This is a genomic window from Streptomyces sp. NPDC048269 (assembly GCF_040652395.1).
Classification (GTDB): Bacteria; Actinomycetota; Actinomycetes; order Streptomycetales; family Streptomycetaceae; genus Streptomyces.
The window spans coordinates 1-20,750 of sequence record NZ_JBEZLW010000029.1 but is presented as its reverse complement, the minus strand read 5'-3'; the positions used below and the strand labels follow the sequence as shown (position 1 = coordinate 20,750).

The window sequence follows — 20,750 nt, the reverse complement described above, 5'->3', positions numbered from 1 at the left end:
TGAGGTGGCGTTACCTACACCGGGTAGCCACGATCCGCAGGGTGGACAGGGCTACTGCTTGGCGCTGGGGACGGCGAGGGGCTCGTCCGGAGCCTGCTTCTTCGCCTTCTCCATCTGCTCGCCGAGTTCGGTGAGGCGGTTGCGGCCCATGGCCTTGCGGACTTCGGGGAACCACTCCTTCTCTTCCTCCTCGACGTGGTGCCGGACGTTCTCCATCAGGACGGACATCTTGGCGTCGAACCGCTCGTCGCTCGGGTCGAGGTCCTTGAGTTCGGAGAGCATCCACAGCACGACGTGGTGCTCCTCCACGCTTTCCAGGACGTGGTCCTTGGTGTCGGGGGCAGCCTCGCGGGCTGCCGGGTAGAAGATCTGTTCCTCGATCCAGGTGTGGGTGGTGAGCTCGTCGATCACCTGGTCCGCGATCTTCCGTTTCTCGGCGTGGGCACCGTCGTCGGCCTTCTCGAACTGCTTGAAAAGCTTCTCGACCGTCTTGTGGTCTTCCTTGAGCAGTACGATCCCGTCCACCGGATCTCCTTCGATCGTCCATCGGGCGGTCAGCCGTCCACCCTGACCCCGTGTACCCGGTGGGGCGGCGGAGACACTGCCCAGCGGTGGGGATGGCCCGGACAGGCGACCATGCCTACGCCGAACGCTGACGTTCCTCCGGCCTTTCGGGGTGCACCCGGCCCCGCCCGAGGCGGGGGAGGGACCGGCCGGCGGTGGTCACCGGCGGCGGTTCCCGGTCTCGGGGGCGCTGTGCGCAAGGGGGCGAGCCGCAGGTCAGCTCGCCGGGTACGGCGCGGCCTTGAGACGGCGGGCGAGGTGGGCGGTGTTCGCGGCGAGGGTGGCCGTGGTGCCGGCCGTCTTCTCGGGCGTCTTGTCGAGGTCCTGGTAGTCGGTGCCCTGCATGGCCTCGCCGACCCAGTAGGTCACGGCGTTCGGGGCGAGGGAGAAACCGACGTCGTTGAGTCCCTGGAAGAGGTCGGCGCTGACCTTGTGGGCGCCGTCCTCGTTGCCCACGACACAGACCGCGGCGACCTTCCCGTACGTGAGCATGCGGCCCTCGTCGTCGGTCTCGGAGACCTCCGCGTCCAGACGCTCCAGGACCCGCTGGGCGAGGCTGGACGGGTGGCCGAGCCAGATGGGCGTGGACAGGACGAGGATGTCGGCGCCCATGATCGTGTCGCGGATCTCCGGCCAGGCGTCCCCTCCGCCCATGTCCTTCTCCACGCCGGGCCGCACGTCGTGGTCGGCGATCCGGATGGTCTTGCCCGTGACGCCGTGGTCGGCCAGGGCGGCCATGGTCTGCTCGGCGAGCAGTTGGGAGCTGGACGGGGCGGGGGAGGGCGAAAGGGTGCAGACGAGGGCGACAGCACGGAGCGGGGTGTTCTTCAGGGGATCCATGGGGCCCGGCTACCCGCGCACCCGGCTTTGATGTCGTCGGCGGAGCGGAGTGCTTCCCCTTTTCCGCGGGCCGCACTGACATGACTGGCGCCGGGCTGGAAAGCCGCTGCGTATGACACTCCCACCGAAACGAGGCCGCGGCAGCGACCACGAGCGTCCCGACCGCGAGCGTCCTGACCGCGAGCGTCCCGACCACGAGCGTCCCGACGACGAGAGCGTTGCCGGCGAGGGGCCGGATGCGCAGGTCGAGGAGCGGGCCCCGGACCAGCCCTCGGAGCTGCCCGCGCGTTCCTGGCGGGCGGTGCTGCGCGGGACGGTCAAGGAGTTCCGGAACGACGAGCTGGCCGACCGCGCCGCTGCCCTGACGTACTACGGGGTGCTGGCACTCTTTCCCGCCCTCCTGGTACTCGTGTCCCTCCTGGGCGTGGCCGGGGAGTCGGTGACCGAGCAGGTGCTGGACAACTTGCGGAGACTGGCCCCCGGCTCCGCCCGGGACGTGATCAGCGATGCGGTCCAGCAGCTGCAGGGCCGCAGCGGCGTCGGATCGCTGCTGGCGGTCGTGGGTCTGGTCGTGGCCGTGTGGTCCGCCTCCGGCTACATCGCGGCGTTCATCCGCGCCTCGAACGCCGTCTACGACATCCCCGAAGGCCGCCCGGTCTGGAAGGTGCTGCCGCTCCGCCTGGCGCTCACCGTGACCCTGATGGTCCTCACGTGCGCCAGCGGGCTGATCGTCGTCTTCACCGGTGGCCTGGCCCGCCAGGCGGGCAGCGCCCTCGGGATCGGCGACAGCGCCCTGACGGTGTGGTCGGTCGCGAAATGGCCGGTCCTGGTGCTCCTCGTCACGATCATGATCGCGCTCCTGTACTGGGCCGCCCCCAACGCCAAGGGCCGCGGATTCAAATGGGTGACACCCGGCAGTCTCCTGGCCCTGCTGATCTGGATGATCGCCTCGGGAGGATTCGCCGTCTACGTCGCGAACTTTGCCTCCTACAACAAGACGTACGGCACGGTCGCGGGCGTGATCGTCTTCCTGGTCTGGCTGTGGATCACCAATCTCGCGATCCTCCTCGGACTGGAGTTCGACGCCGAAATGGCCCGGCAGCGCGCGATCGCCGGCGGGATGCCCAAGGACGAGGAACCGTATGTGCGGCCCCGCGACACCCGCGCGTGGAGCGAAGAGGACCGCCACCGCATGGAGCAGTGATCGTTCCCTCTGGGGGACGGGTGTCCGGGCGTTTGCTGGGTAGTCGCGCCGTGACAGAGGTCCGCAATTCAGCGAGGAGCGAGCGCCTCACAGGCTCCACGGCAGAGGAGAAGGCAGGGTGACGCGCCATGAGCACAGTAGAGCGGCAGACCCGGAGCACCGATGAATCCGTGAGCGTGCTGGTTTCGCGCGCTTCCCAGCAGATGTCGGAGCTGGTGCGCGAGGAGATGCAGCTGGCCCGGGCCGAGATGGCCGAGAAGGGCAGACTTTTCGGGAGGGGCGGCGGCCTCTTCGGAGCCGCGGGCCTGATCGGAATCCTGGCGGCGCAGGCTCTGATCGCCGCGTGCATCGCAGCGCTCGCGCTGGTCCTGCCGGTGTGGGCCTCGGCTCTCATCCTCGCGGTGGTGCTGGCGGTCGTTGCCGCCGTCGCTGCCGTGGCCGGAAGGAAGCAGATCGCCAAGGCCGGCGCCCCCGCCCCGGAACAGACCATCGACAGCGTCAAGGCAGACCTGGCCGAGATCAAGGAGAAAGCGCACCGATGACGAACGAACCGCGATCCGATATCGGCACGCCCACCCCCGACGAGCTGCGTGAGCAGGTCGAGCGCACCCGCGACGAACTCGGGCAGACCGTCGAGGCGTTGGCCGCCAAGGCCGACGTGAAGGCACAGACGAAGGAGAGGGCAACCGCTGTGAAGGAACAGGTCGCCGAGAAGACCGCCGTGGTCACCGACCAGATCCGCGCGAAGGCCCAGCAGGCCGCGCAGGTGGTGAAGGGGAGGACGCCCGAGCCCGTACTGGACCGGGCCGCTCAGGCATCCGGGCTGGTCGTTCAGGCCACGACCCGTGCCGGCCGGCTGGCGGCGGACAAGACCCCCGGCCCGGTACTCGACAAGGCCGGCCGGGCCGCGACGGCGGCACGCGCCCACCGCAAGCCGCTGCTCGCCGTGGGCGTCGCTCTGGTCGTCCTCCTGCTGGTGCGGCGCGGCCGCGGACGCCGATGAAGGCGTCCAAGATCGCCTACAAGCCGGTCGGGCTGGCACTGGGCGCCGTCAGCGGCATGATCGCGGGCGCCGCGTTCAAACAGGCCTGGAAGGTCATCGAGGGCGAAGGTGACGCCCCCGACGCCACGGACGAGGACCGCTCGTGGAAGGAGATCCTGATCGCCGCCGCCGTCCAGGGCGTGATCTTCGCCGTGGTCAAGGCTGCTGTCGAACGCTCGGGCGCCGTGGCCACCCGGCGCGTGACGGGCACTTGGCCGGGCTGACCGGCCGCGATGCACGGCCCCTGCGGGGCTGACCGGCGCTGCCCGCCGTAGTGGCCGCGGATGCACGGCCCCTCCCGGGCTGACCGGCCGCGATGCACGGCCGGACCTCCGCGATGAACGGCCGGCCCTGCGGGGCTGACCGGCGCTGCCCGCCGTAGTGGCCGCCTCCACGGCGGTTCATACGGCCGAGGGGCTAGGGCCGACGGCCGAAGGCCCCGAGCTTGAGCACGTGGCGCGATCCCGGACTGCGCCCACCAGCCGCCGGGGCCGGCGGCGCGGGCACGTCCTGACGCCGCGCTGCTCCTCGGCGCACCGTCACCTCGCCAGGACGGCGCGCGCGAGGAAGTGCCGTGCGGCGTCCTCGTAGACCGTCAGCCGCCATCCGGTGGGGTCGAGGACCGGCCGCAGGTTGGGTCCGGCGAGCGGGTCGGCGGGGCTCAGAGGGCGACCGTGGCGGGCAGCCCGCTCGGCGCGGCCCGCCGGGTGGAAGGATGCCGCGAACAATGCTGCATATGCCAGACCCTCAGAGAGGTGTGGCGCGGGAAAGGGCCGGGTGGCATGGCGCAGCCCCTGCTCGCCGAACACCGCGATCGGCGCGCAGGGGCTTCCTTCACCGCGCCCGCTGTGGCAGCGAGAGCCGCAAGCGGCCCAGGGGGCGGGTGTCCGCGGTCAGGGAACCAAGGGTCGACCCAGTGGGGCGACTGGTTCCGGACGCGGAATCCGGACAGGCGGGCCTGTCTGGTCACAGTGAATCATTCAAGAGGTCACTCTGCAATACGGCCAGCATCTGCAAGGAAAGAAGGCGAATTAGTCTCGCAGATGCAGATTTGAAGGCTCGGAGGGGAGGAAGGGGTCCCATCGGCTGGTCGTACCGGGGGTTAGCCCCACCCGGAGCCGGGCGGCTAGCGGGATCGTCCCCGGCGGTCGCATCCGGACATGCTGGGCTCCGTACCTACCGCTGATTTCCCAATGATTCCACAGGAGTTGGCTCGTGCGTGAGCAGGCATGGCAGAGGTTTCGTTCTTCCGGGCGGCAGCGGGTCGGTCGGCGCAGCGCCGTGCGGGCCGTGGCCGCGGTGGCCGCGGGAGCCATCGCGGTGGGTGGCCTGGCGCCGGCCGCGGCGTCCGCCACCGCCGGGCAGGACACCGTCCAGCAGGGCCTGAGCGCGCTGGTGGTCGCTGACGGCCTGCCCGCCGCGCTGGCGAGCGTCAAGGACCGGGAGGGCCGTACCCGTACCTACACCGCAGGGGTGGGCGACCTGGCCACCGGTGCGAAGGTGCCCAAGGACGGTCAGGTACGGATCGGCAGCAACACCAAGACGTTCACCGCGGTGGTCGTGCTGCAACTGGTCGGTGAGGGGAAGATCGGCCTCGACGCCACGGTCGACACCTATCTGCCGGGCCTCGTCCGCGGGGAGGGGATCGACGGACGCCGCATCACCGTCCGTCAGCTCCTGCAGCACACCAGCGGGCTTCCCGAGTACGAGGAAGACGTCACCGACGGCATCCTTCAGCACCGGTACTTCGAGCCCCGCGACCTCCTGGACATCGCGCTCCAGCGCAAGGCCGACTTCGCCCCCGGGCAGAAATGGGCGTACAGCAGCACGAACTACGTGGTGGCGGGCCTGATCGTCCAGAAGGTCACCGGCCGGCCCCTCGCCGAGGAGGTGGACCGGCGCGTCATCAAGCGCATCGGGCTGCGCCACACCTCTTTCCCGGCCCCTGGTGACATGGCCATCCGGGAACCCCACCCCCACGGCTACCACAGGGACGCGGCAGGCGGGCCGCTGCGCGACGTCACGGAATTGGATCCCTCCGCGGCCTGGGCGGCAGGCCAGATGGTCTCCACCAACTCCGACCTCAACCAGTTCTTCACCGCCCTCCTGGCCGGCCGTCTCCTCCCGGCGGCCCAGCTCACCCAGATGCGCACCACGGTCCCCATCGGTGACACCGGCGCCGGCTACGGCCTGGGGCTCATGAGCAGGCCACTGTCGTGCGGCGGTGTCTACTGGGGCCACGGCGGAGACATCCCTGGATACGAGACCCGCGGCGGAGTCACCGACGACGGCCGCGCCGCCGGCGTCGCGGTCACCAGCATCCCGGCCGGCGGGCCGGCCACGAAGCATCTCGAAAGTGTCGTGGACACGGCCCTGTGCCGCTGAACCGCTCCATCGGTGAACGCTGGACCGGGCAACGCCACTCCCACCGGCAGGAGGAGAGCTCACAGGTGCCCTCGGGGTGCGTGAGCGAGCCGGTGCACAGCCGCAACCGATGCCCGCGGGCATCGGAAAAGCCCGACCGCAGGCTGCCGTCATGCTTCTGACGTCCGGTACCACCACCGTCCCCACCGCAGCCGCCCAGGAGACCACCTGGGCGCGGGCCCGGGAGCCGGCCCACGAGGTCATCGTCGTCACGGGTTCGACTTCGGTCGGAGCCACCGACCAATTGCGCCGGCTGCTGCACGACGCCGGGGCGCGGATGGTCGTCGACACCGTGGCCTGCCGCCCCGGGCACCCGCAGCTGCTGGCCGGATTCGGCGGCGGGCGCCGGCTGGCTGGTGGCGTCCATGTCCGCGCACCGGGTCCCCCTGGGGCATGTCGCGATGGTGTTCCGGTCGGCCGATGAGCGGCCGACCGGAACAGCCGGGCTCAGGCGAGGTCGAACCTGTCGAGGTTCATCACCTTGTCCCACGCCGCCACGAAATCACGCACGAACTTCTCTCCCGCGTCCTTGGACGCGTAGACCTCCGAGATGGCTCGGAGCTGGGAGTGCGAACCGAAGACGAGGTCGACGGCGGTGGCGGTCCACTTGGCCTCGCCCGTGGCGCTGTCCCGGCCTTCGAACACGTTCTCGGCCGAGGTCGAGGCCTTCCACTCCGTACCCATGTCCAGCAGGTTGACGAAGAAGTCGTTGGTCAACGTCTCCGGCCGGTGGGTGAATACGCCGTGCGGGGACCGCCCGAAGCCGGTGTTCAGGGCCCGCATGCCGCCCGTCAGAACCGTCATCTCGGGTGCGGTCAGGGTCAACAGGTTGGCGCGGTCCAGCAGGAGGGTCTCCGGCGACAACTTCTCTCCCGCCCGGAGGTAGTTGCGGAACCCATCTGCCCTGGGTTCGAGTACGGCGAACGTCTCCACGTCGGTCTGCTCCTGCGAGGCGTCCGTGCGCCCCGGTGCGAACGGCACCGTGATGTCGTGTCCGGCGTTCTTCGCGGCCTGCTCGACGGCCGCGCACCCGCCCAGGACGATCAGGTCGGCGAGTGAGATCTTCGTCCGGCCGGTCTGTGAGCGGTTGAAGTCCTGCTGGATCCCCTCGAGGGTCTGCAGCACCTCGGTCACCTCGGGCTGGTCGTTGACCTCCCAGTCCTTCTGCGGTGCGAGCCGGATCCGCGCCCCGTTGGCCCCGCCACGCTTGTCGGTGCCGCGGAAGCTCGCCGCCGACGCCCAAGCGGTGGCGACCAGCTGGGAGATGGACAGGCCGGAGGCGAGGATCGTGCCCTTGAGAGCAGCGATGTCGCCGCCCGCGACCAGTTCGTGATCGACCTCGGGGACGGGGTCCTGCCACAGCTGCGGCTCGGGAACCCACGGGCCGAGGTACCGCGAGAGGGGTCCCATGTCGCGGTGCAGCAGCTTGTACCACGCCTTGGCGAACGCTTCCGCGAGCTTGTCCGGGTTCTCGTGGAAGCTCTTCGAGATCGGCCCGTAGACCGGATCCAGCTTCAGCGAGAGGTCCGTCGTCAGCATCATGGGAGCGTGCCTCTTCGACGGATCATGAGCATCGGGCACTGTGTCCTTGGCCGAGGGATCCGTGGGAGTCCACTGCTTCGCACCGGCCGGGCTCGTCGTCAGCTCCCAGTCGTACCGGAACAGGTTGTCCAGGTAGCCGTTGTCCCACTTCGTCGGCTCGGTGGTCCAGGCGCCCTCGAGCCCACTGGTGAGCGTGTCGGCGCCCATCCCGCTGCCGTGCGTGTTCCTCCAGCCGAGGCCTTGCTGCTCGATCGGGCAGGCCTCGGGTTCCGGACCGATGTACTCGGGGTCGACCGCACCGTGGCACTTGCCGAACGTATGGCCGCCGATGATGAGCGCGGCCGTCTCCTCGTCGTTCATCGCCATACGCCCGAACGTCTCGCGAATGTCGCGGGCGGCAGCCATCGGATCCGGATTTCCGTCGGGTCCTTCCGGATTGACGTAGATCAGTCCCATCTGCACGGCACCGAAAGGACCGGCGAGTTCCCTCTCGCCGCTGTAGCGCTCATCTCCGAGCCACGTGTCCTCGGGGCCCCAGAAGATTTCCTCGGGCTCCCAGATGTCCTCTCGCCCGAAGCCGAACCCGAACGTCTTGAACCCCATCGACTCCATGGCACAGTTACCGGCGAAGACCAGAAGATCGGCCCATGAGATTTTCCGGCCGTACTTCTGCTTGACCGGCCAGAGCAAACGGCGCGCCTTGTCGAGGCTCGCGTTGTCCGGCCAGCTGTTGAGGGGGGCAAAGCGCTGAGCGCCGGATCCGCCACCACCGCGGCCGTCTTCGATGCGGTACGTTCCCGCGGCGTGCCAACTCATCCGGATGAAGAGCGGCCCGTAGTGGCCGTAGTCGGCAGGCCACCAGGTCTGCGACGTCGTCATCAGCTCGAAGACGTCCTGCTTCAGCGCGTCGAGGTCCAGGGTCGCGAACTCTTCCGCGTAGTCGAAGTCCTCACCCATCGGATTGGACCGGGACGAGTGCTGGTGGAGAACCTGAAGGTCCAGCTGATTCGGCCACCAGTCCCGGTTCGTCCTGGGGCGAGTCGGCGCCGGGGCCGGGGAGGGGATTACTGGGTTCTCGCTTTCGCTGCCGGACACGTCCGTCCTTCTTCCTGTGTCGTGATTCCATCTGCTGGCTGCTGGCTCTTGAGTCGGCGTCCGTATGGTCGCGCACCGCAGACCGCACTGCTGCGAGAACACGCAGAGCACCCCGCGTAACAAGCGGTCAAAGTCCGAAGCCGTCCGGAAACTCGCTCAATTGGTCGACGGCCCCACCGGCCTTTGAGACGTGTGAGAAAAGTGATGCCTGCTGATCGCTTCCGGAAGGTCGCCTCATCCGCTTCCCGCCGGAACCCGGATGCATGGCGGTAAACTTCTGTTGTCCCGCCGAGTCTGAACAGGTGAATGCAAATGAGTGACCTGCTGGAACGACTGCGAGGGCGTGGCTGGCGCATGACGTCACAGCGGCGTGTCCTCGCGGAGGTCCTCGACGGTGAGCACGTGCACCTCACGGCCGACGAGGTGCACGCCCGCGCGGCACAGCGGCTGCCCGAAATCTCCCGGGCGACCGTCTACAACACCCTGGGTGAACTGGTCCTGCTCGGTGAGGTTCTGGAGGTCTCCGCCCACGGCCGCGTGAAGCGCTACGACCCCAATGCGCACGACTCGCACCAGCACCTGGTGTGCTCCGGCTGCGGCATGATCCGCGACGTCCACCCGACCGGCGATCCGCTGGCCGGCCTCCCGGCGGAGGAGCGGTTCGGCTTCACGGTGTCCGATGTCGAGGTCACCTACCGGGGGCTGTGCCCCTCCTGTGTTCCCGGTCCGCCGCACGTGTGACCTTGGCCGGTGATCACGGGGAGGTCTGCTCGAAGGGCGCGCCCCGGTATCCACAGCCGCGACACGTTGTCCGTGCGCGTCGTCCTGCGCTCGGCCGTACGGCATCGGCCGGGGCCGCCACGTCGGTGTGACGGGTGTCGACTTCCCCGGCCCCTCCCGCGCCTGAGGGTCACGGGCGCCGTACACCTTGCCCGGGTCCGAGCTCGGCCCCAAGTGTGCGCTCGGACCCGGGCTTCGCGGCGTGGGCGTACCGGTGGGCCGCGATGCCCCAGCACAGACCGAACAGCAGCCAGTACGGCGACCACAGCAGCAGGTCCCAGTACGCGAGCGTGCGCGCGAGTTCCGGGTCGGCGGGCGCTACGGAGGCCAGCCCGGTCAGCAGGCGCAGGTCACCGATGAACCCGTAGCCGAGGATCCCGACCGCGCGCGCCACCATGAACACGCATCCCGCCCAGGCTCCGCAGAGCAGCACCGCGCGGCGGAGCCTTCCGTGCGGCCGGAAGCGGCCGGAAAGGTGGAGCGCGGCGGCCGTCCCGACCAGGGCGAGCGCCACCGACTCCCAGTGTGCGGTCACCGTGCCCCCGGAGCGGGCGAGCAACTCGGCCCGGGCCTCGGGCGGCAGGGGGGTCTGGCGGACGAGGAATTCGCCGCCCAGGGCCCAGTCGAGCTTCATCGCGCCGTACGCCAACGCGCACCAGAAGGCCCCGTGGGCCGCGACGGCCGCACGGCTCCGCCTCCTCGTTCCCCTCCCCGTCCGGCGGATCATCGCCCCACCGCCTCGCGCGGTGCGCGCGTGCGCAGGAAGTACGACACGCCGACGACGCACCAGGCGGCGAGCTGGGCCGCCGACGCCACCCCGTCGGCCACCACGCCCCACCCGCCGGACGCCGGGTCGAGACCCTCGCGGCGCAGGGTGATCACCACTCCGAGCGCCTGCATCACCAGGGCGACCGCGAGGGCGCCCAGCAGCATCCAGCGCGGAATCCCCGCGCCCCGGCGGGTGACGGTCGCCAGCGCCACGCCCGCCGCCAGCGCGCCCAGGAGTGCGTTCCCCGCCTGTGCGAGCGCGGGGTGCTCGAAGCGTGCTTGCACCGCCTCGGGCGCGGGATGGCCGGGCATCCCTATCTCGCCGCGCGCCGCCATGTACACCTTGAGCCCCGAATACACCAGCATGGACGCGACGGCGAGACCTGCGGCCAGCCACACGAAGCGCCCTGCGGGCGCGGGCCGCGCGGGTGCGAACAGCTTCCGGCGGGCCAGGTGTGCGTACCTCTCAACGGTCATGTTCCCGATGCTGTCGGGAACCGTCGGGTGGCGCGTCCTGCCCGAGGAGCAGCGGCCTCCCCCGGGTGGGGGAGGAGCACCTGCTACTCGCGTGCAACGGGCCTCACTCCCACCGCTCCAGGGCCGTGAGTACCTGCGCCGCGCCGTCCTCTCCGGCGATGCCGGTGGCCAGGCGCCGGGAGCGGGCGGAAGTCCGGCAGTCGCGGGTCGGGTTGCCGGCCGGGAGGTGTTACGGGCCACCAGTGGTCGCAGACCCGGTGGCCTTCGGGCCAGTCGGCGGGGCGCCGGACGACCCGCGGACTGAAGCCGTGCGGGACGAGGCGGTCGCGCGGCGGACCCAGCGGACCCCCGAACCTCCGTGGCGTACGCGCCGTGCCGAGGACGCGCAGAACCGGGCCGGTTTCCGCCCGAGCCGGTCGTCGGTCGCGCCGTGCGCCGGGTTGCCGGGTCCGGCGGTGCCGCGTTGCACGCGCTCACCGCCCACGAGCACCCCTGTCACCTCGCGGGGCCCGTGCCGGGGAGGAGGAATGCGCGCCGCTCCTCGGCGGTCAGTTCGTGGAAGAGGCGGGACCGGGTACGCCGCAGAAGGGTGTCGGACTCGGCGGCCGACACGTCCCAGATCCGCACCGTGCGGTCGCGCGACGCGGTCACCAGGCGGGAGCCGTCCGGGCTCCAGTCCAGGCCGTTGATCCAGTCGGCGCCCACCGCCACGACCGCGAGCTGGGTGGCCGCGCCGGGGTCCCAGAGGCGGACGGTGCGGTCCCGGGAGGCGGAGGCGATCCGGGTGCCGTCCGGCGACCAGACCACGCGCTGTACCCGGTCCTCGTGGCCGGTCATGACCGCGAGTTCGGTGCCGGCGAAGGGGTCCCAGAGGCGAAGCGTACGGTCGCGGGAGCCGGTGACGAGCCGACGGCCGTCCGGCGACCAGTCGATCTTCCAGGCGTGGTCCTCGTGGCCGCGCAGGACGGTGACCGTCTCGCCGGAGCCCGTGTCCCAGACGATGACCGCCCGCCCGGTGCCGGAGGTGGCGAGATGGCGGCCGTCCGGGGACCAGGCCGTGCCGGTGAGCCAGTCGTCCTGGCCGCGGGCGCGGCGGCCGGCCGGCAGGACGTGACGGACGTCGCCGGTGGCGGCGTCCCAGATCCGTACCGTGCTGTCGCGCGAGGCGGTGGCGACCCGGGTGCCGTCCGGCGACCAGGAGACGTCCGACAGCTCGTCCCGGTGGCCGCGCAGCGTCGTACGGGCGGTCCCGTTCCCGGGACGCCACAGGAGGGCCCGGCCGTCGCGCAGGGCCGCCGCCACCCGGGCGCCGTCGGGCGACCAGGCGACGTCCGCGACCTCTCCGGCGGGGCGCAGTACGCCCGCGGGCCGGCCCGAGTGCGCGTCCCAGACGCGGACCGTGCCGTCCTGGGAGGCGCTGGCGATGCGCGCGCCGTCCGGGGACCAGGCGGCCTGCCACACCGAATCCTCGTGGCCGTACAGGGCGTTGGTGGCTTCGCCGACGTCCCAGACGGCGAGGACGCGGTCGCGGGAGGCGCTGGCCAGCCGCTCCCCGTCGGGCGACCAGGCGAGGTCGTACACGGTGTCGGTGTGGCCGCTCAGCCAGAGTCCGGCGTCGGCCGTCGTGCCCTCGCCGGCCGCGTCCTCGGTCTCGGCGCCCTCGGGAAGTCGCCAGACGCGCACGGTACGGTCCTGGTCGCCCGCGGCGAGCCGCCGTCCGTCCGGGGACCAGGCCAGGCAGTTGAGGCCGTCCATGCTGTCGAGCCGCTGTCGTACGGTCCAGGAGGCGGTGGACCAGATCCGCACCGTGCGGTCCTTGGACGCGGAGGCGAGGCGGGACCCGTCCGGGGACCAGCGGACGGATTCGACCGTGTCCTGATGGTCCCGCAGCACCCGGAGGGTCTCACCCGTGGCCGCGTCCCAGATGCGTACGATCGCGTCCTCGCCCGAGCTGGCGATCCGGCTGCCGTCGGGGGACCAGGCCACGCTCCACACCGTACGGGTGTGCCCCCGGAGGGCGGAGACCTCGGCGTACGGGGCCGCCGGACCGGTGTCCCACACCCGCAGGACGCGGTCGCTGCCCGAGGAGACGAGGCGGCTTCCGTCGGGAGCCCAGGCGAGGCTGGTGACGCCCTCGGCGCGGCCGCCCGCGGGCTCGGCGTGCCGCAGTTCGGCCAGGAGCGCCCAGGTCTCGGTGTCCCAGACGCTCACCGTCCCCTCACGGGCGCCGCACGCGATCCGGCGGCCGCCGGGCGACCAGGCCATGGCGCGGATCCAGCCGCCCTGTTCGATGTGGACGGCCGGCTCGGCCGTGTCGGCTTCGGCGCCCGTCGTGTTCCACACCCGCAGGCCGCCTTCGCCGGAGGCGGCCGCCAAGCGGCTCCCGTCGGGCGACCAGGCCGTGCCCGTCACGGCGCGCGCGAAGCACCGGTGGGCGGTACGGAGGCGGGAGGCGCCCAGTGCGGTCCGCAGCGCCTGGGCGAGCGCCGGCGTGAGCCCGCACTCGTCGGCCGCGGCGAGTCCCGCCGCGATGGCCAGCTCCGGTTTGTGCTCCGCGCTTTCGAGCACGCGCAGGGCGACCGCGTCCGCCGTGCGCGCCATCGTGGCCCGGTCCGCCCGCGCCGAACTGTCGAGGAACTCCGCGACCAGCGGCGCCGTGCCCAGCGACCGGGCGGCGCCGTCCAGCCACTGCCGAGCCAGGGCCAGCCGTTCGCCGGTCAGCAGGTAGGCGTCAGGGCGTCCGGCGTGCTCCCAGTCCTGGGACCAGCGCTCCAGTTCGGTGCGCCGGCGCAGCTCCTCGGTGCGGGCGGCGACCGCCTGGCTGAGCGGCGGCCAGCGCCGGAACAGGGCCTCGTGGGCCACGTCCAGCGTGCCGCCGTCACCGGTCAGCAGCCGGCCGGCCACGAAGGCTTCGGCGACTTCCCGTTCCGCCGGTTCCAGGTCGGCGCGCGGCACCCGGCGGCGGGTGGGCTCGCTGCGGTCGACGGTGACGAACCGCAGGAGGGTGGGGAGGACGGGAGCGGCCGCACCCAGCTCTGCCGTGATCCTGTCCGCCCGGTCGGACAGGGCTCCGGCCACGCCGCCGAGGGCCCGGTACGTCTCGTCGGTCACCGTACCGCCGGATCCGCCGGCCCGCAGGTAGAGCTCTTGCAGGGTGTACGCGAGCAGCGGGAGCGCGTCGCCGCCCCCGCATTCGTCGACCATGCGGGCGACGACCCCGGGAGCGAAGGTGAGGCCGGCCTGTTGGGCGGGCCGCTCGATGACCTCGTACAGCTCCTCGCGGCCGAGCGTGCCGATGGCCACGGGGTCCCGTACCAGCTCGGCGCATCCGGTCTCCTCCAGGAAGGCCGTGAGGAAGTCGGAGCGCAGGGTGGCGACCACCCACAGCTGCGGATCCCGGCCCAGGGCGTCGCGCAGGGCGGCCAGGAAGGCGGTGCGCTCCTGGGGGCCGGACAGGGTGAGCAGCTCCTCCAGCTGGTCGACCACGAGCAATGCTGGCCGGGTGTCGGGCAGTTGGTCCAGCCGCCGGTGCAGTGCGCCGACCGGGTCCACACCGGGCGAGAACGGCTCGGCGACCGCCCAGCGCCTGCGCCGTCGGGCCAGCGCGGGCAGCAGGCCGGCCCGTACGAGGGAGGACTTGCCGCTGCCGGACGGCCCGATGACGCTCACGCACCGGCCCGCCCGGCCGGGCGCCACCGGGTGCAGCCGGCCGACCAGCTCGGCGACCTCACGGTCACGGCCGAAGAACACGGCCGCGTCGGCCTCGGTGAAGGCTTCCAGCCCGGGATACGGCGGCTGGTCGGACTCCCAGGTACGCCGGACGGCGACGGGCCGGTCGAGGTAGTGCAGCCAGACCTGTCCGACGACGAGGACCAGCAGTGCGACGCCGATCAGCGGCACGGACCACGTCCGCAACAGACGCAGCGGGAGCGGGACTTGGCCCTCTCCGCTGGTCGCGTAGTTCGTCGCGATGGCCAGCAGGGCCCCGACGAGGACGAGTAGGACATCGAGTACGAGTTTGAGCGGCCGCCGATCCACGGCACCAACGTAACCGGTGGGTCCGGGAAGCGGATCCGGGCCCCCGACGTCGTGACGCCGGCGCCCTTGACGCCCTGGCACCGACCCCCGCGACGGGTTCGCGCCTCACTCTGCCGTGGAGAGGACGGGTGAAGGCTTGAAGCCCTTGGCGATGAGCCGGACGGCGAGGGCCACTTCCCAGGCGAACACGGGGACGGCCGCGAGCGACCCCGCCACGGAGACCTGCTCGTAGAGCCCGAACATCACGGCCGTCGCCGATACGCAGATCAGCGGGCCCCCGACCAGACCCAGTACGGCGATGAACCGGGGCACGAGACCCGAGCGGTACATCAACCACGCCAGAACCAGAGTGTTGGCGCCCAGAATGAAGTTCGGCCCGAAGAGGAAGGTCCAGTCGTGGATCGCCGTCAGGGTCTCGCCGGCCGTGGCGAGGGACGCCGCATCGCCGCCCGAGCCGCCCGAGCCGCCCGTGAAGTTCCTCCGCAACGTCACCACCGACAGCAGGCTGATGGTGCCGACGAGGATGACGGCCGCTTCGAGGAGGCGGGCGCAGACGTAGCCCAGTGCGGCCCCTTCGTTCTGCCGCTTGACGACCGGGAACAGTGTGACCCCGGTGCCGATGACGGCCATCGCGAGGACGATCTCGAACAACGCCCCCAGGAACACCCGGGTGTCGGCGCCGGAACCGACCACGTAGTCCGCACCCTCGAGAACGGGACCGTACAGCGCGAGCCCGCCGATCGCGCTGACCTCCGTCACGAGGAAGAACGCACCCGCGACGACGGCGATTTTTCTAGCTGAGTCCATCGGGACCCTCCCCCTGTGCTGGTGTACGGCGTACACCTGTCGCTCACGTTAGGTGTACGCCGTACACTCGTCAAGGCCGGATGCCGGTCCACGGTTGATCACAGGGAGCTGATCGATATGGCGCAGCAGACGGACGCGGGACGCCGGACCCCGCTCAGCAGGGACCGGGTGCTGCACGCCGCCGTCGCGCTGGCCGACGACATCGGGATCGAAGGGCTCAGCATGCGCAAGCTCGCGCAGGAGCTGGGCGTGGTGCCGATGGCGCTCTACAAGCACGTCGCCAACAGGGAGCGGCTCCTGGACGGCATGGTGGACGTCGTCGTCGGCGGGATCGACCCTCCGGCTCCGGGCGCCGACTGGCAGAGCGCGGTCCGGCAGCGGATCCTCTCGGCGCGGCGCGCCCTCCTGGGGCACCCCTGGGCCGCTCAGGTGATCCGGTCGCGGACCAGTCCCACACCGGTCCTGCTCGCATACATGGACTCGGTGATCGGGATGTTCCGGACCGGCGGCTTCTCCGTCGATCTGACGCATCACGTGATGCACGCCCTGGGCAGCCGCATGCTGGGGTTCGCCCAGGAGCTCTTCGACGACGCGCCGAGCCCCGACCCGGGCGCCGAGGCCGCCCCGCCCCCGGAGGCCGCGCCCCCGTACCCGTACGTGACGGAGCTGGCCATGGCGGTGGCCCACGACGGGGAGTCCGTCGTGGGCCGAGGCTGTGACGACCAGTTCGAGTTCGAGTTCGCCCTGGACCTCCTCCTGGACGGCTTCGAACGGCTCCGGCGGCAGGGGTGGACTTCCGGCAGGTGATGCAGTCGCCGCCCGCGCCGGGCGGTCGGCCCGGCGGGGCATGTGTGGTTTCAAGAGGTGACGGCTGGGAGAGCCGCCCGGGGGCCTTCCGTTCTACGAGGCGGCCCGCCCGCCCCGTCGAGGGGGCGGGCGGGTTCCGGTCACCGATTGCCGGAAATCAGGGGGACGGGCTGATCTGTACCGTCGTGAGCGCGCCCCCTGCGGCCTCCTTGACCACCGCGATCCGGGTACCCGTGTCCGGCACCTTGACCCCGACCTGCGGCAGCTCGGGGTTCCAGTACGCCCCCTTGCGGTCGTCGAAGACGGAGACGCCCGGCCGGGCCGGGATCACCGTCGGCGTGCCCGCCTTGTGCAGGACGATCCGCTCGCTCGCCCGCAGCGAGAACGGCGCGTCGAACGTCTGCGCGCGGGCACCGAGCAGTGAGCCGTCCGCGTGCCGCAGTGGATCGGGACGGGCGTCTACCGGCAGCAGCATGCCGGCCCCCGGGTGGGCCTTGGTGGTGTTGTCGCTGTAGGCCGTGTCCCACAGCCAGATCAGCACGCCCTGCTGGTAGGGGAAGAATTCCACCTGGTCGCCGGTGAACCCGAAGTTGTACGGGCCCGTCTTCAGGTAGGTGCCGTACCCGGTGTAGCGCCGGTTCTCGACCAGGTAGGCGCGCGGGTGCCGCTCGCTGCCGGTACGGCCCTCCGTACGCGACCACTTGACGGTGCTCCAGCCGTTCATCCCCTGCTCCGCGCCGTCGCGCAGCACCTCGCGGTCGTCCGCGGTGATCCGGATGTCGTCGAAGGTGACGCCCTTGCCGTGGGTGTTGCCGTCGGACGTGACGCGCAGCCGCAGCTGGAAGCTCCGTCCCGCGAACCGGTCCAGCGGGACACCGAGTTCCGCCCAGCCGGACGAGGTTCCCGACACCCCCTTGGCCGGGATGGCCGTCGCGTTCACCGTGCCGGGGAGCGCGGCCCAGGTGGCGCCGCCGTCCGTGGAGGCCTCCACCGTCAGGAAGTCGAAGTCCTGCTCGATGTCGTACCAGACCCGCGCGTCCAGCCTGGCGGGTCCGGCCGAACCGGTGAGGTCCACCGTCCGGCCGAGAACGTTGTCCATGAAGTCCCCGGTGCCGCTCCACCACTGGCTGCCTCCCTCGTACGGGTCGGTCAGCTCGGTCCGGGTCTCCGAAGGCGGCAGGTGTACCAGCAGGGCTTGCGGATCCTCGGTGTTGTAGGCGGAGACGCCCAGCACCGCGCGCGTCTTGCGGCCCGCGTCGGCCTCCGTGTACTCCAGCCAGCCGAGCTGCAGCTTGCTCCACGGGTCGAGGTCGCCGGGGAACGCCCCGGTGGTGTTGCGTCCCTTCGCGAGGTACGAGCCCGAGGACATCAGCGACCAGAAGTTGACGCTGTTGTCCCCGTCCGAGCTGTACAGGTCCGGAAGGCCCAGATCGTGGCCGAACTCGTGGGCGAACAGGCCCGCACCGCTGTTCTCGCCCCCTGTCAGGTAGTCGCCGGCCCAGATACCGGTGTCGCCGACCGGGGTGCCGCCCGCCTTGTTGCCCTCGGGGCCCGCGCTGCCGGCCTGGTTCCAGTACGCGAACCAGCGGTGGGCCCAGACGGCGTCCTTGCCCTGGGTTCCGCCGCCCCAGGTCTGGTCCTTTCCGGCGTGCACGACCACGAGGTGGTCGAGGTAGCCGTCCGGCTCGTCGAAGTTCCCGTCGTGGTCGGCGTCGTAGCGGTCCCACACGTCGTACTCGGCGAGCTGCGCCTTGATCTGCTCGGGCGTACGGCCCTTGGCCCGCTCGGCGGCGTACCAGGAGGTCGTGGCGTCCCGGATCATGTCCCAGTTGGTGCGGCACTGGCCGGGCTCCGAGCAGTTGTCGGTGCCGTAACGGGCCTCGTTCCAAGGGAGCTTGACCCAGTCCGAAACCGTGCCGTCCATGTCGTAGCGGCCGGAGGACTGGAGCCGGTAGTAGGCGCGCATGGACCCCGACTCCGGATCCGTGGAGAAGAACTGGCGCTGGTAGAAGGAGCGGTCGAAGTTCCGGCGCCACAGGGTGTGGTTGTCGTCGGAAGCAGGCCTGCCGATGGCGTCGTGCCGGGGGCCGGGGGCGCCGCCGAAGCGGGGCTTGCCCTCGAACTCGGTCGTGTTGTCCACCTGGTCGCCGAACTCGGCGAGGATGACGAAGACCTTGTCCTTGCGTTCCTGGGCGAGCTCGACGTACCGGTCGCCGACCTTGGCCCGGCGCGGCAGCGTCCCGGGCGCGCCCGCCCGCAGGCCGGCCGGTCCGCCGGCGGCGACTCCTTCGAGCGCCTGGCGCCGCAGGGCCTGGCGCTGCAGTTCCAGCGGTGCGGGCGGTGGGGCGGGGGCGTGCTCGGCCTGCCGTGCTGCGCCCGGCGGAGGGGGCGGCGGTGTGGTGGCGGCGAGCGCGGGGGTGGTGAGCAGGGCGAACGATATCGCCGCTCCCACCAGGGCGAGTCTGCGCAACGTGGCGGCCCTTTCACGAAGTTGGGGCGAATGGGTGCATGAGCGCAGGTAATATTTCACATGTGACAGGTCATGGGTAGATGTGGATCGGGATCGATGGTGCACCGCGCACGCGGGCGGCGAGGGGGGCGAGGGGTCGATCATCAGCGCCCGTCCGCCGAGGCGGGCCGACACCTCCGGGCCGATCCGATCAAGAGTGCTGCCGATCATCCGGGCGGCGTCCGCCCGAGTCGCGCCCGGTGGTGCCGACGGCTGGCGGAGGCAGCGGGGCCAGACCTGGAGACCCGGCTTGACCAGGGATTATGCGGCCGAGGGGGGTGGTGGGGTGCACACAGCTGGCACCCCCTGAGTGATCAGAACGACGGCGGGTTAGCATATGAGCGCCGCCTAGCTCGAAAGATAAACCTGTGACTGTCAAAGACGACTCGTTCACCAACTGGAAAAACCGCGAGGAGATCGCGGAGTCGATGATTCCGATCATCGGGAAGCTGCACCGGGAGCAGGACGTCACCGTCCTCCTCCACAGCCGCTCCCTGGTGAACAAGTCGGTGGTCAGCATCCTCAAGACCCACCGGTTCGCCCGGCAGATCGACGGTGAGGAACTCTCGGTCACCGAGACGATGCCGTTCCTCCAGGCGCTCGCCGCGCTGGACCTCGGACCTTCCCAGATCGACATCGGCATGCTCGCCGCGAACTACAAGGCCGACGACCACGGTCTGTCGGTGGAGGAGTTCACCGCCCAGGCCGTCGCCGGCGCCACCGGTGAGAACAAGCTCGAGCGCGGCGCCGGCCGCGACGTCGTCCTCTACGGCTTCGGCCGCATCGGCCGCCTCGTCGCCCGCCTGCTGATCGAGAAGGCCGGCTCCGGCAACGGCCTGCGGCTGCGTGCCATCGTCGTCCGCGGTGGCGGCGAGCAGGACCTCGTCAAGCGCGCCTCGCTGCTGCGCCGCGACTCGATCCACGGCCAGTTCCAGGGCACGATCACGGTCGACGAGGCGAACAGCACGATCATCGCCAACGGCAACGCGATCCGGGTGATCTACGCCAACGACCCGTCCGAGGTCGACTACACGGCGTACGGGATCAAGGACGCCATCCTGATCGACAACACCGGCAAGTGGCGCGACCGCGAGGGCCTGTCCAAGCACCTGCGCCCCGGCATCGACAAGGTCGTCCTGACCGCCCCGGGCAAGGGCGACGTCCCGAACATCGTGCACGGCGTCAACCACGACACGATCAAGCCGGACGAGCGGATCCTGTCCTGCGCCTCCTGCACCACCAACGCCATCGTCCCGCCGCTGAAGGCCATGGACGACGAGTACGGCGTGCTGCGCGGCCACGTGGAGACCGTCCACTCGTTCACGAACGACCAGAACCTGCTGGACAACTACCACAAGGCCGACCGCCGCGGCCGGTCCGCGCCGCTCAACATGGTCATCACCGAGACCGGTGCCGCCTCGGCCGTCGCGAAGGCGCTGCCCGACCTCAAGGCGCCGATCACCGGCAGCTCGATCCGCGTCCCCGTCCCGGACGTCTCGATCGCGATCCTGAGCCTGCGCCTGGGCCGTGAGACCACCCGCGAGGAGGTCCTCGAGTACCTCCGGGGCGTCTCGCTGCACTCGCCGCTCAAGCGCCAGATCGACTTCACCACCGCTCCTGACGCGGTCTCCATGGACTTCGTCGGCTCGCGCCACTCCTCGATCGTCGACGCCGGCGCCACCAAGGTCGACGGCGACAACGCGATCCTCTACCTCTGGTACGACAACGAGTTCGGCTACTCGTGCCAGGTCATCCGCGTCGTCCAGCACGTGTCCGGGGTGGAGTACCCGACCTACCCGGTTCCGCTGGTCTGATCCGCGCCACCGACCGCCGGCTGCCGCTCAGAGCGGCAG

At 71.0% G+C, this 20,750-nt stretch carries 18 protein-coding genes; 9 read left to right on the top strand and 9 right to left on the bottom strand.

Annotated elements, in window-relative coordinates:
* Window positions 1-51: 51 nt before the first annotated feature.
* Together AB0D48_RS26020 and AB0D48_RS26015 are read right to left on the bottom strand one after the other, a co-directional pair.
* Window positions 52-525 carry a hemerythrin domain-containing protein gene (locus tag AB0D48_RS26020; RefSeq protein ID WP_362401591.1) on the bottom strand — a complete coding sequence of 158 codons (474 nt, stop codon included), beginning with the start codon at window positions 523-525 and terminating at the stop codon, window positions 52-54.
* Between the two features lie 255 nt (window positions 526-780).
* Window positions 781-1,404 (bottom strand): NAD(P)H-dependent oxidoreductase, encoded by a 624-nt coding sequence (locus AB0D48_RS26015; RefSeq protein WP_362401588.1) that lies wholly within the window; start codon window positions 1,402-1,404, stop codon window positions 781-783.
* A gap of 112 nt (window positions 1,405-1,516) precedes the next feature.
* On the opposite strand from AB0D48_RS26015, the gene AB0D48_RS26010 reads away from it, so the two are divergent.
* The 4 genes from AB0D48_RS26010 to AB0D48_RS25995 all read left to right on the top strand — a co-directional run bounded on the left by AB0D48_RS26010 (window position 1,517) and on the right by AB0D48_RS25995 (window position 3,874).
* Window positions 1,517-2,608: a YihY/virulence factor BrkB family protein gene (locus AB0D48_RS26010; RefSeq protein WP_362401585.1), complete on the top strand. Its 1,092-nt coding sequence runs from the start codon at window positions 1,517-1,519 to the stop codon at window positions 2,606-2,608.
* Window positions 2,609-2,736: 128 nt separating this feature from the next.
* On the top strand, window positions 2,737-3,150 hold the full coding sequence (locus AB0D48_RS26005) for a phage holin family protein (RefSeq protein WP_362401582.1): 414 nt from the start codon (window positions 2,737-2,739) through the stop codon (window positions 3,148-3,150).
* Window positions 3,147-3,611, top strand: coding sequence for a DUF3618 domain-containing protein (locus AB0D48_RS26000; protein WP_362401578.1), 465 nt, complete (start codon window positions 3,147-3,149; stop codon window positions 3,609-3,611). The genes AB0D48_RS26005 and AB0D48_RS26000 overlap by 4 nt, the downstream gene beginning before the upstream one ends.
* The gene (locus AB0D48_RS25995) at window positions 3,608-3,874 is read left to right on the top strand and encodes a DUF4235 domain-containing protein (RefSeq protein ID WP_362401575.1); all 267 of its coding nucleotides are present in this window, start codon (window positions 3,608-3,610) and stop codon (window positions 3,872-3,874) included. Before AB0D48_RS26000 ends, AB0D48_RS25995 begins: the two co-directional genes overlap by 4 nt.
* Window positions 3,875-4,189: 315 nt before the next feature.
* Here the strand turns inward: AB0D48_RS25995 and AB0D48_RS25990 are convergent, their stop codons facing one another.
* Window positions 4,190-4,378, bottom strand: a complete 189-nt coding sequence (locus tag AB0D48_RS25990) for a hypothetical protein (RefSeq protein ID WP_362401572.1) — start codon at window positions 4,376-4,378, stop codon at window positions 4,190-4,192.
* Between the two features lie 487 nt (window positions 4,379-4,865).
* Between AB0D48_RS25990 and AB0D48_RS25985 the strand changes: the two genes are divergently transcribed.
* Both AB0D48_RS25985 and AB0D48_RS25980 read left to right on the top strand, forming a co-directional pair.
* On the top strand, window positions 4,866-6,035 hold the full coding sequence (locus AB0D48_RS25985) for a serine hydrolase domain-containing protein (protein ID WP_362401569.1): 1,170 nt from the start codon (window positions 4,866-4,868) through the stop codon (window positions 6,033-6,035).
* Window positions 6,036-6,186: 151 nt separating this feature from the next.
* The gene (locus tag AB0D48_RS25980; protein ID WP_362401566.1) at window positions 6,187-6,498 is read left to right on the top strand and encodes a molybdopterin-binding protein; all 312 of its coding nucleotides are present in this window, start codon (window positions 6,187-6,189) and stop codon (window positions 6,496-6,498) included.
* Window positions 6,499-6,521: 23 nt separating this feature from the next.
* On the opposite strand, the gene katG is transcribed toward AB0D48_RS25980, so the two are convergent.
* On the bottom strand, window positions 6,522-8,711 hold the full coding sequence (gene katG, locus AB0D48_RS25975; RefSeq protein WP_362401563.1) for a catalase/peroxidase HPI: 2,190 nt from the start codon (window positions 8,709-8,711) through the stop codon (window positions 6,522-6,524).
* 312 nt (window positions 8,712-9,023) lie between these two features.
* On the opposite strand from katG, the gene AB0D48_RS25970 reads away from it, so the two are divergent.
* Complete coding sequence (locus AB0D48_RS25970) at window positions 9,024-9,452, top strand: Fur family transcriptional regulator (protein ID WP_362401560.1); 429 nt, start codon at window positions 9,024-9,026, stop codon at window positions 9,450-9,452.
* Window positions 9,453-9,621: 169 nt separating this feature from the next.
* On the opposite strand, the gene AB0D48_RS25965 is transcribed toward AB0D48_RS25970, so the two are convergent.
* The 4 genes from AB0D48_RS25965 to AB0D48_RS25950 all read right to left on the bottom strand — a co-directional run bounded on the left by AB0D48_RS25965 (window position 9,622) and on the right by AB0D48_RS25950 (window position 15,581).
* A complete protein-coding gene (locus tag AB0D48_RS25965; RefSeq protein WP_362401558.1) occupies window positions 9,622-10,125 on the bottom strand; it encodes a hypothetical protein in 504 nt (167 codons plus the stop codon).
* 89 nt (window positions 10,126-10,214) lie between these two features.
* Window positions 10,215-10,736, bottom strand: a complete 522-nt coding sequence (locus AB0D48_RS25960; RefSeq protein ID WP_362401555.1) for a hypothetical protein — start codon at window positions 10,734-10,736, stop codon at window positions 10,215-10,217.
* A 495-nt stretch (window positions 10,737-11,231) separates the two neighbouring features.
* Window positions 11,232-14,774: an AAA family ATPase gene (locus AB0D48_RS25955; RefSeq protein WP_362401552.1), complete on the bottom strand. Its 3,543-nt coding sequence runs from the start codon at window positions 14,772-14,774 to the stop codon at window positions 11,232-11,234.
* A gap of 105 nt (window positions 14,775-14,879) precedes the next feature.
* Window positions 14,880-15,581 (bottom strand): DUF4386 domain-containing protein, encoded by a 702-nt coding sequence (locus AB0D48_RS25950; protein ID WP_362401549.1) that lies wholly within the window; start codon window positions 15,579-15,581, stop codon window positions 14,880-14,882.
* Window positions 15,582-15,698: 117 nt separating this feature from the next.
* Here AB0D48_RS25950 and AB0D48_RS25945 point away from each other — a divergent pair, with 117 nt between their 5' ends.
* The gene (locus AB0D48_RS25945; protein ID WP_362401546.1) at window positions 15,699-16,388 is read left to right on the top strand and encodes a TetR/AcrR family transcriptional regulator C-terminal domain-containing protein; all 690 of its coding nucleotides are present in this window, start codon (window positions 15,699-15,701) and stop codon (window positions 16,386-16,388) included.
* A gap of 157 nt (window positions 16,389-16,545) precedes the next feature.
* Here the strand turns inward: AB0D48_RS25945 and AB0D48_RS25940 are convergent, their stop codons facing one another.
* Entirely contained in the window at window positions 16,546-18,840 is a 2,295-nt protein-coding gene (locus AB0D48_RS25940) for an immune inhibitor A domain-containing protein (RefSeq protein ID WP_362401543.1), read from the bottom strand.
* 425 nt (window positions 18,841-19,265) lie between these two features.
* On the opposite strand from AB0D48_RS25940, the gene AB0D48_RS25935 reads away from it, so the two are divergent.
* Window positions 19,266-20,711: a glyceraldehyde-3-phosphate dehydrogenase gene (locus tag AB0D48_RS25935; RefSeq protein ID WP_362401540.1), complete on the top strand. Its 1,446-nt coding sequence runs from the start codon at window positions 19,266-19,268 to the stop codon at window positions 20,709-20,711.
* The last annotated feature ends 39 nt before the right edge of the window (window positions 20,712-20,750 follow it).

Coding starts and splice junctions, on each gene's coding strand:
- AB0D48_RS26015 (WP_362401588.1), bottom strand. CDS start 1,404: ATGGATCCCCTGAAGAACACCCCGCTCCGTGCTGTCGCCCTCGTCTGC.
- AB0D48_RS26010 (WP_362401585.1), top strand. CDS start 1,517: ATGACACTCCCACCGAAACGAGGCCGCGGCAGCGACCACGAGCGTCCC.
- AB0D48_RS26005 (WP_362401582.1), top strand. CDS start 2,737: ATGAGCACAGTAGAGCGGCAGACCCGGAGCACCGATGAATCCGTGAGC.
- AB0D48_RS26000 (WP_362401578.1), top strand. CDS start 3,147: ATGACGAACGAACCGCGATCCGATATCGGCACGCCCACCCCCGACGAG.
- AB0D48_RS25995 (WP_362401575.1), top strand. CDS start 3,608: ATGAAGGCGTCCAAGATCGCCTACAAGCCGGTCGGGCTGGCACTGGGC.
- AB0D48_RS25980 (WP_362401566.1), top strand. CDS start 6,187: ATGCTTCTGACGTCCGGTACCACCACCGTCCCCACCGCAGCCGCCCAG.
- AB0D48_RS25970 (WP_362401560.1), top strand. CDS start 9,024: ATGAGTGACCTGCTGGAACGACTGCGAGGGCGTGGCTGGCGCATGACG.
- AB0D48_RS25965 (WP_362401558.1), bottom strand. CDS start 10,125: ATGAAGCTCGACTGGGCCCTGGGCGGCGAATTCCTCGTCCGCCAGACC.
- AB0D48_RS25960 (WP_362401555.1), bottom strand. CDS start 10,736: ATGACCGTTGAGAGGTACGCACACCTGGCCCGCCGGAAGCTGTTCGCA.
- AB0D48_RS25950 (WP_362401549.1), bottom strand. CDS start 15,581: ATGGACTCAGCTAGAAAAATCGCCGTCGTCGCGGGTGCGTTCTTCCTC.
- AB0D48_RS25945 (WP_362401546.1), top strand. CDS start 15,699: ATGGCGCAGCAGACGGACGCGGGACGCCGGACCCCGCTCAGCAGGGAC.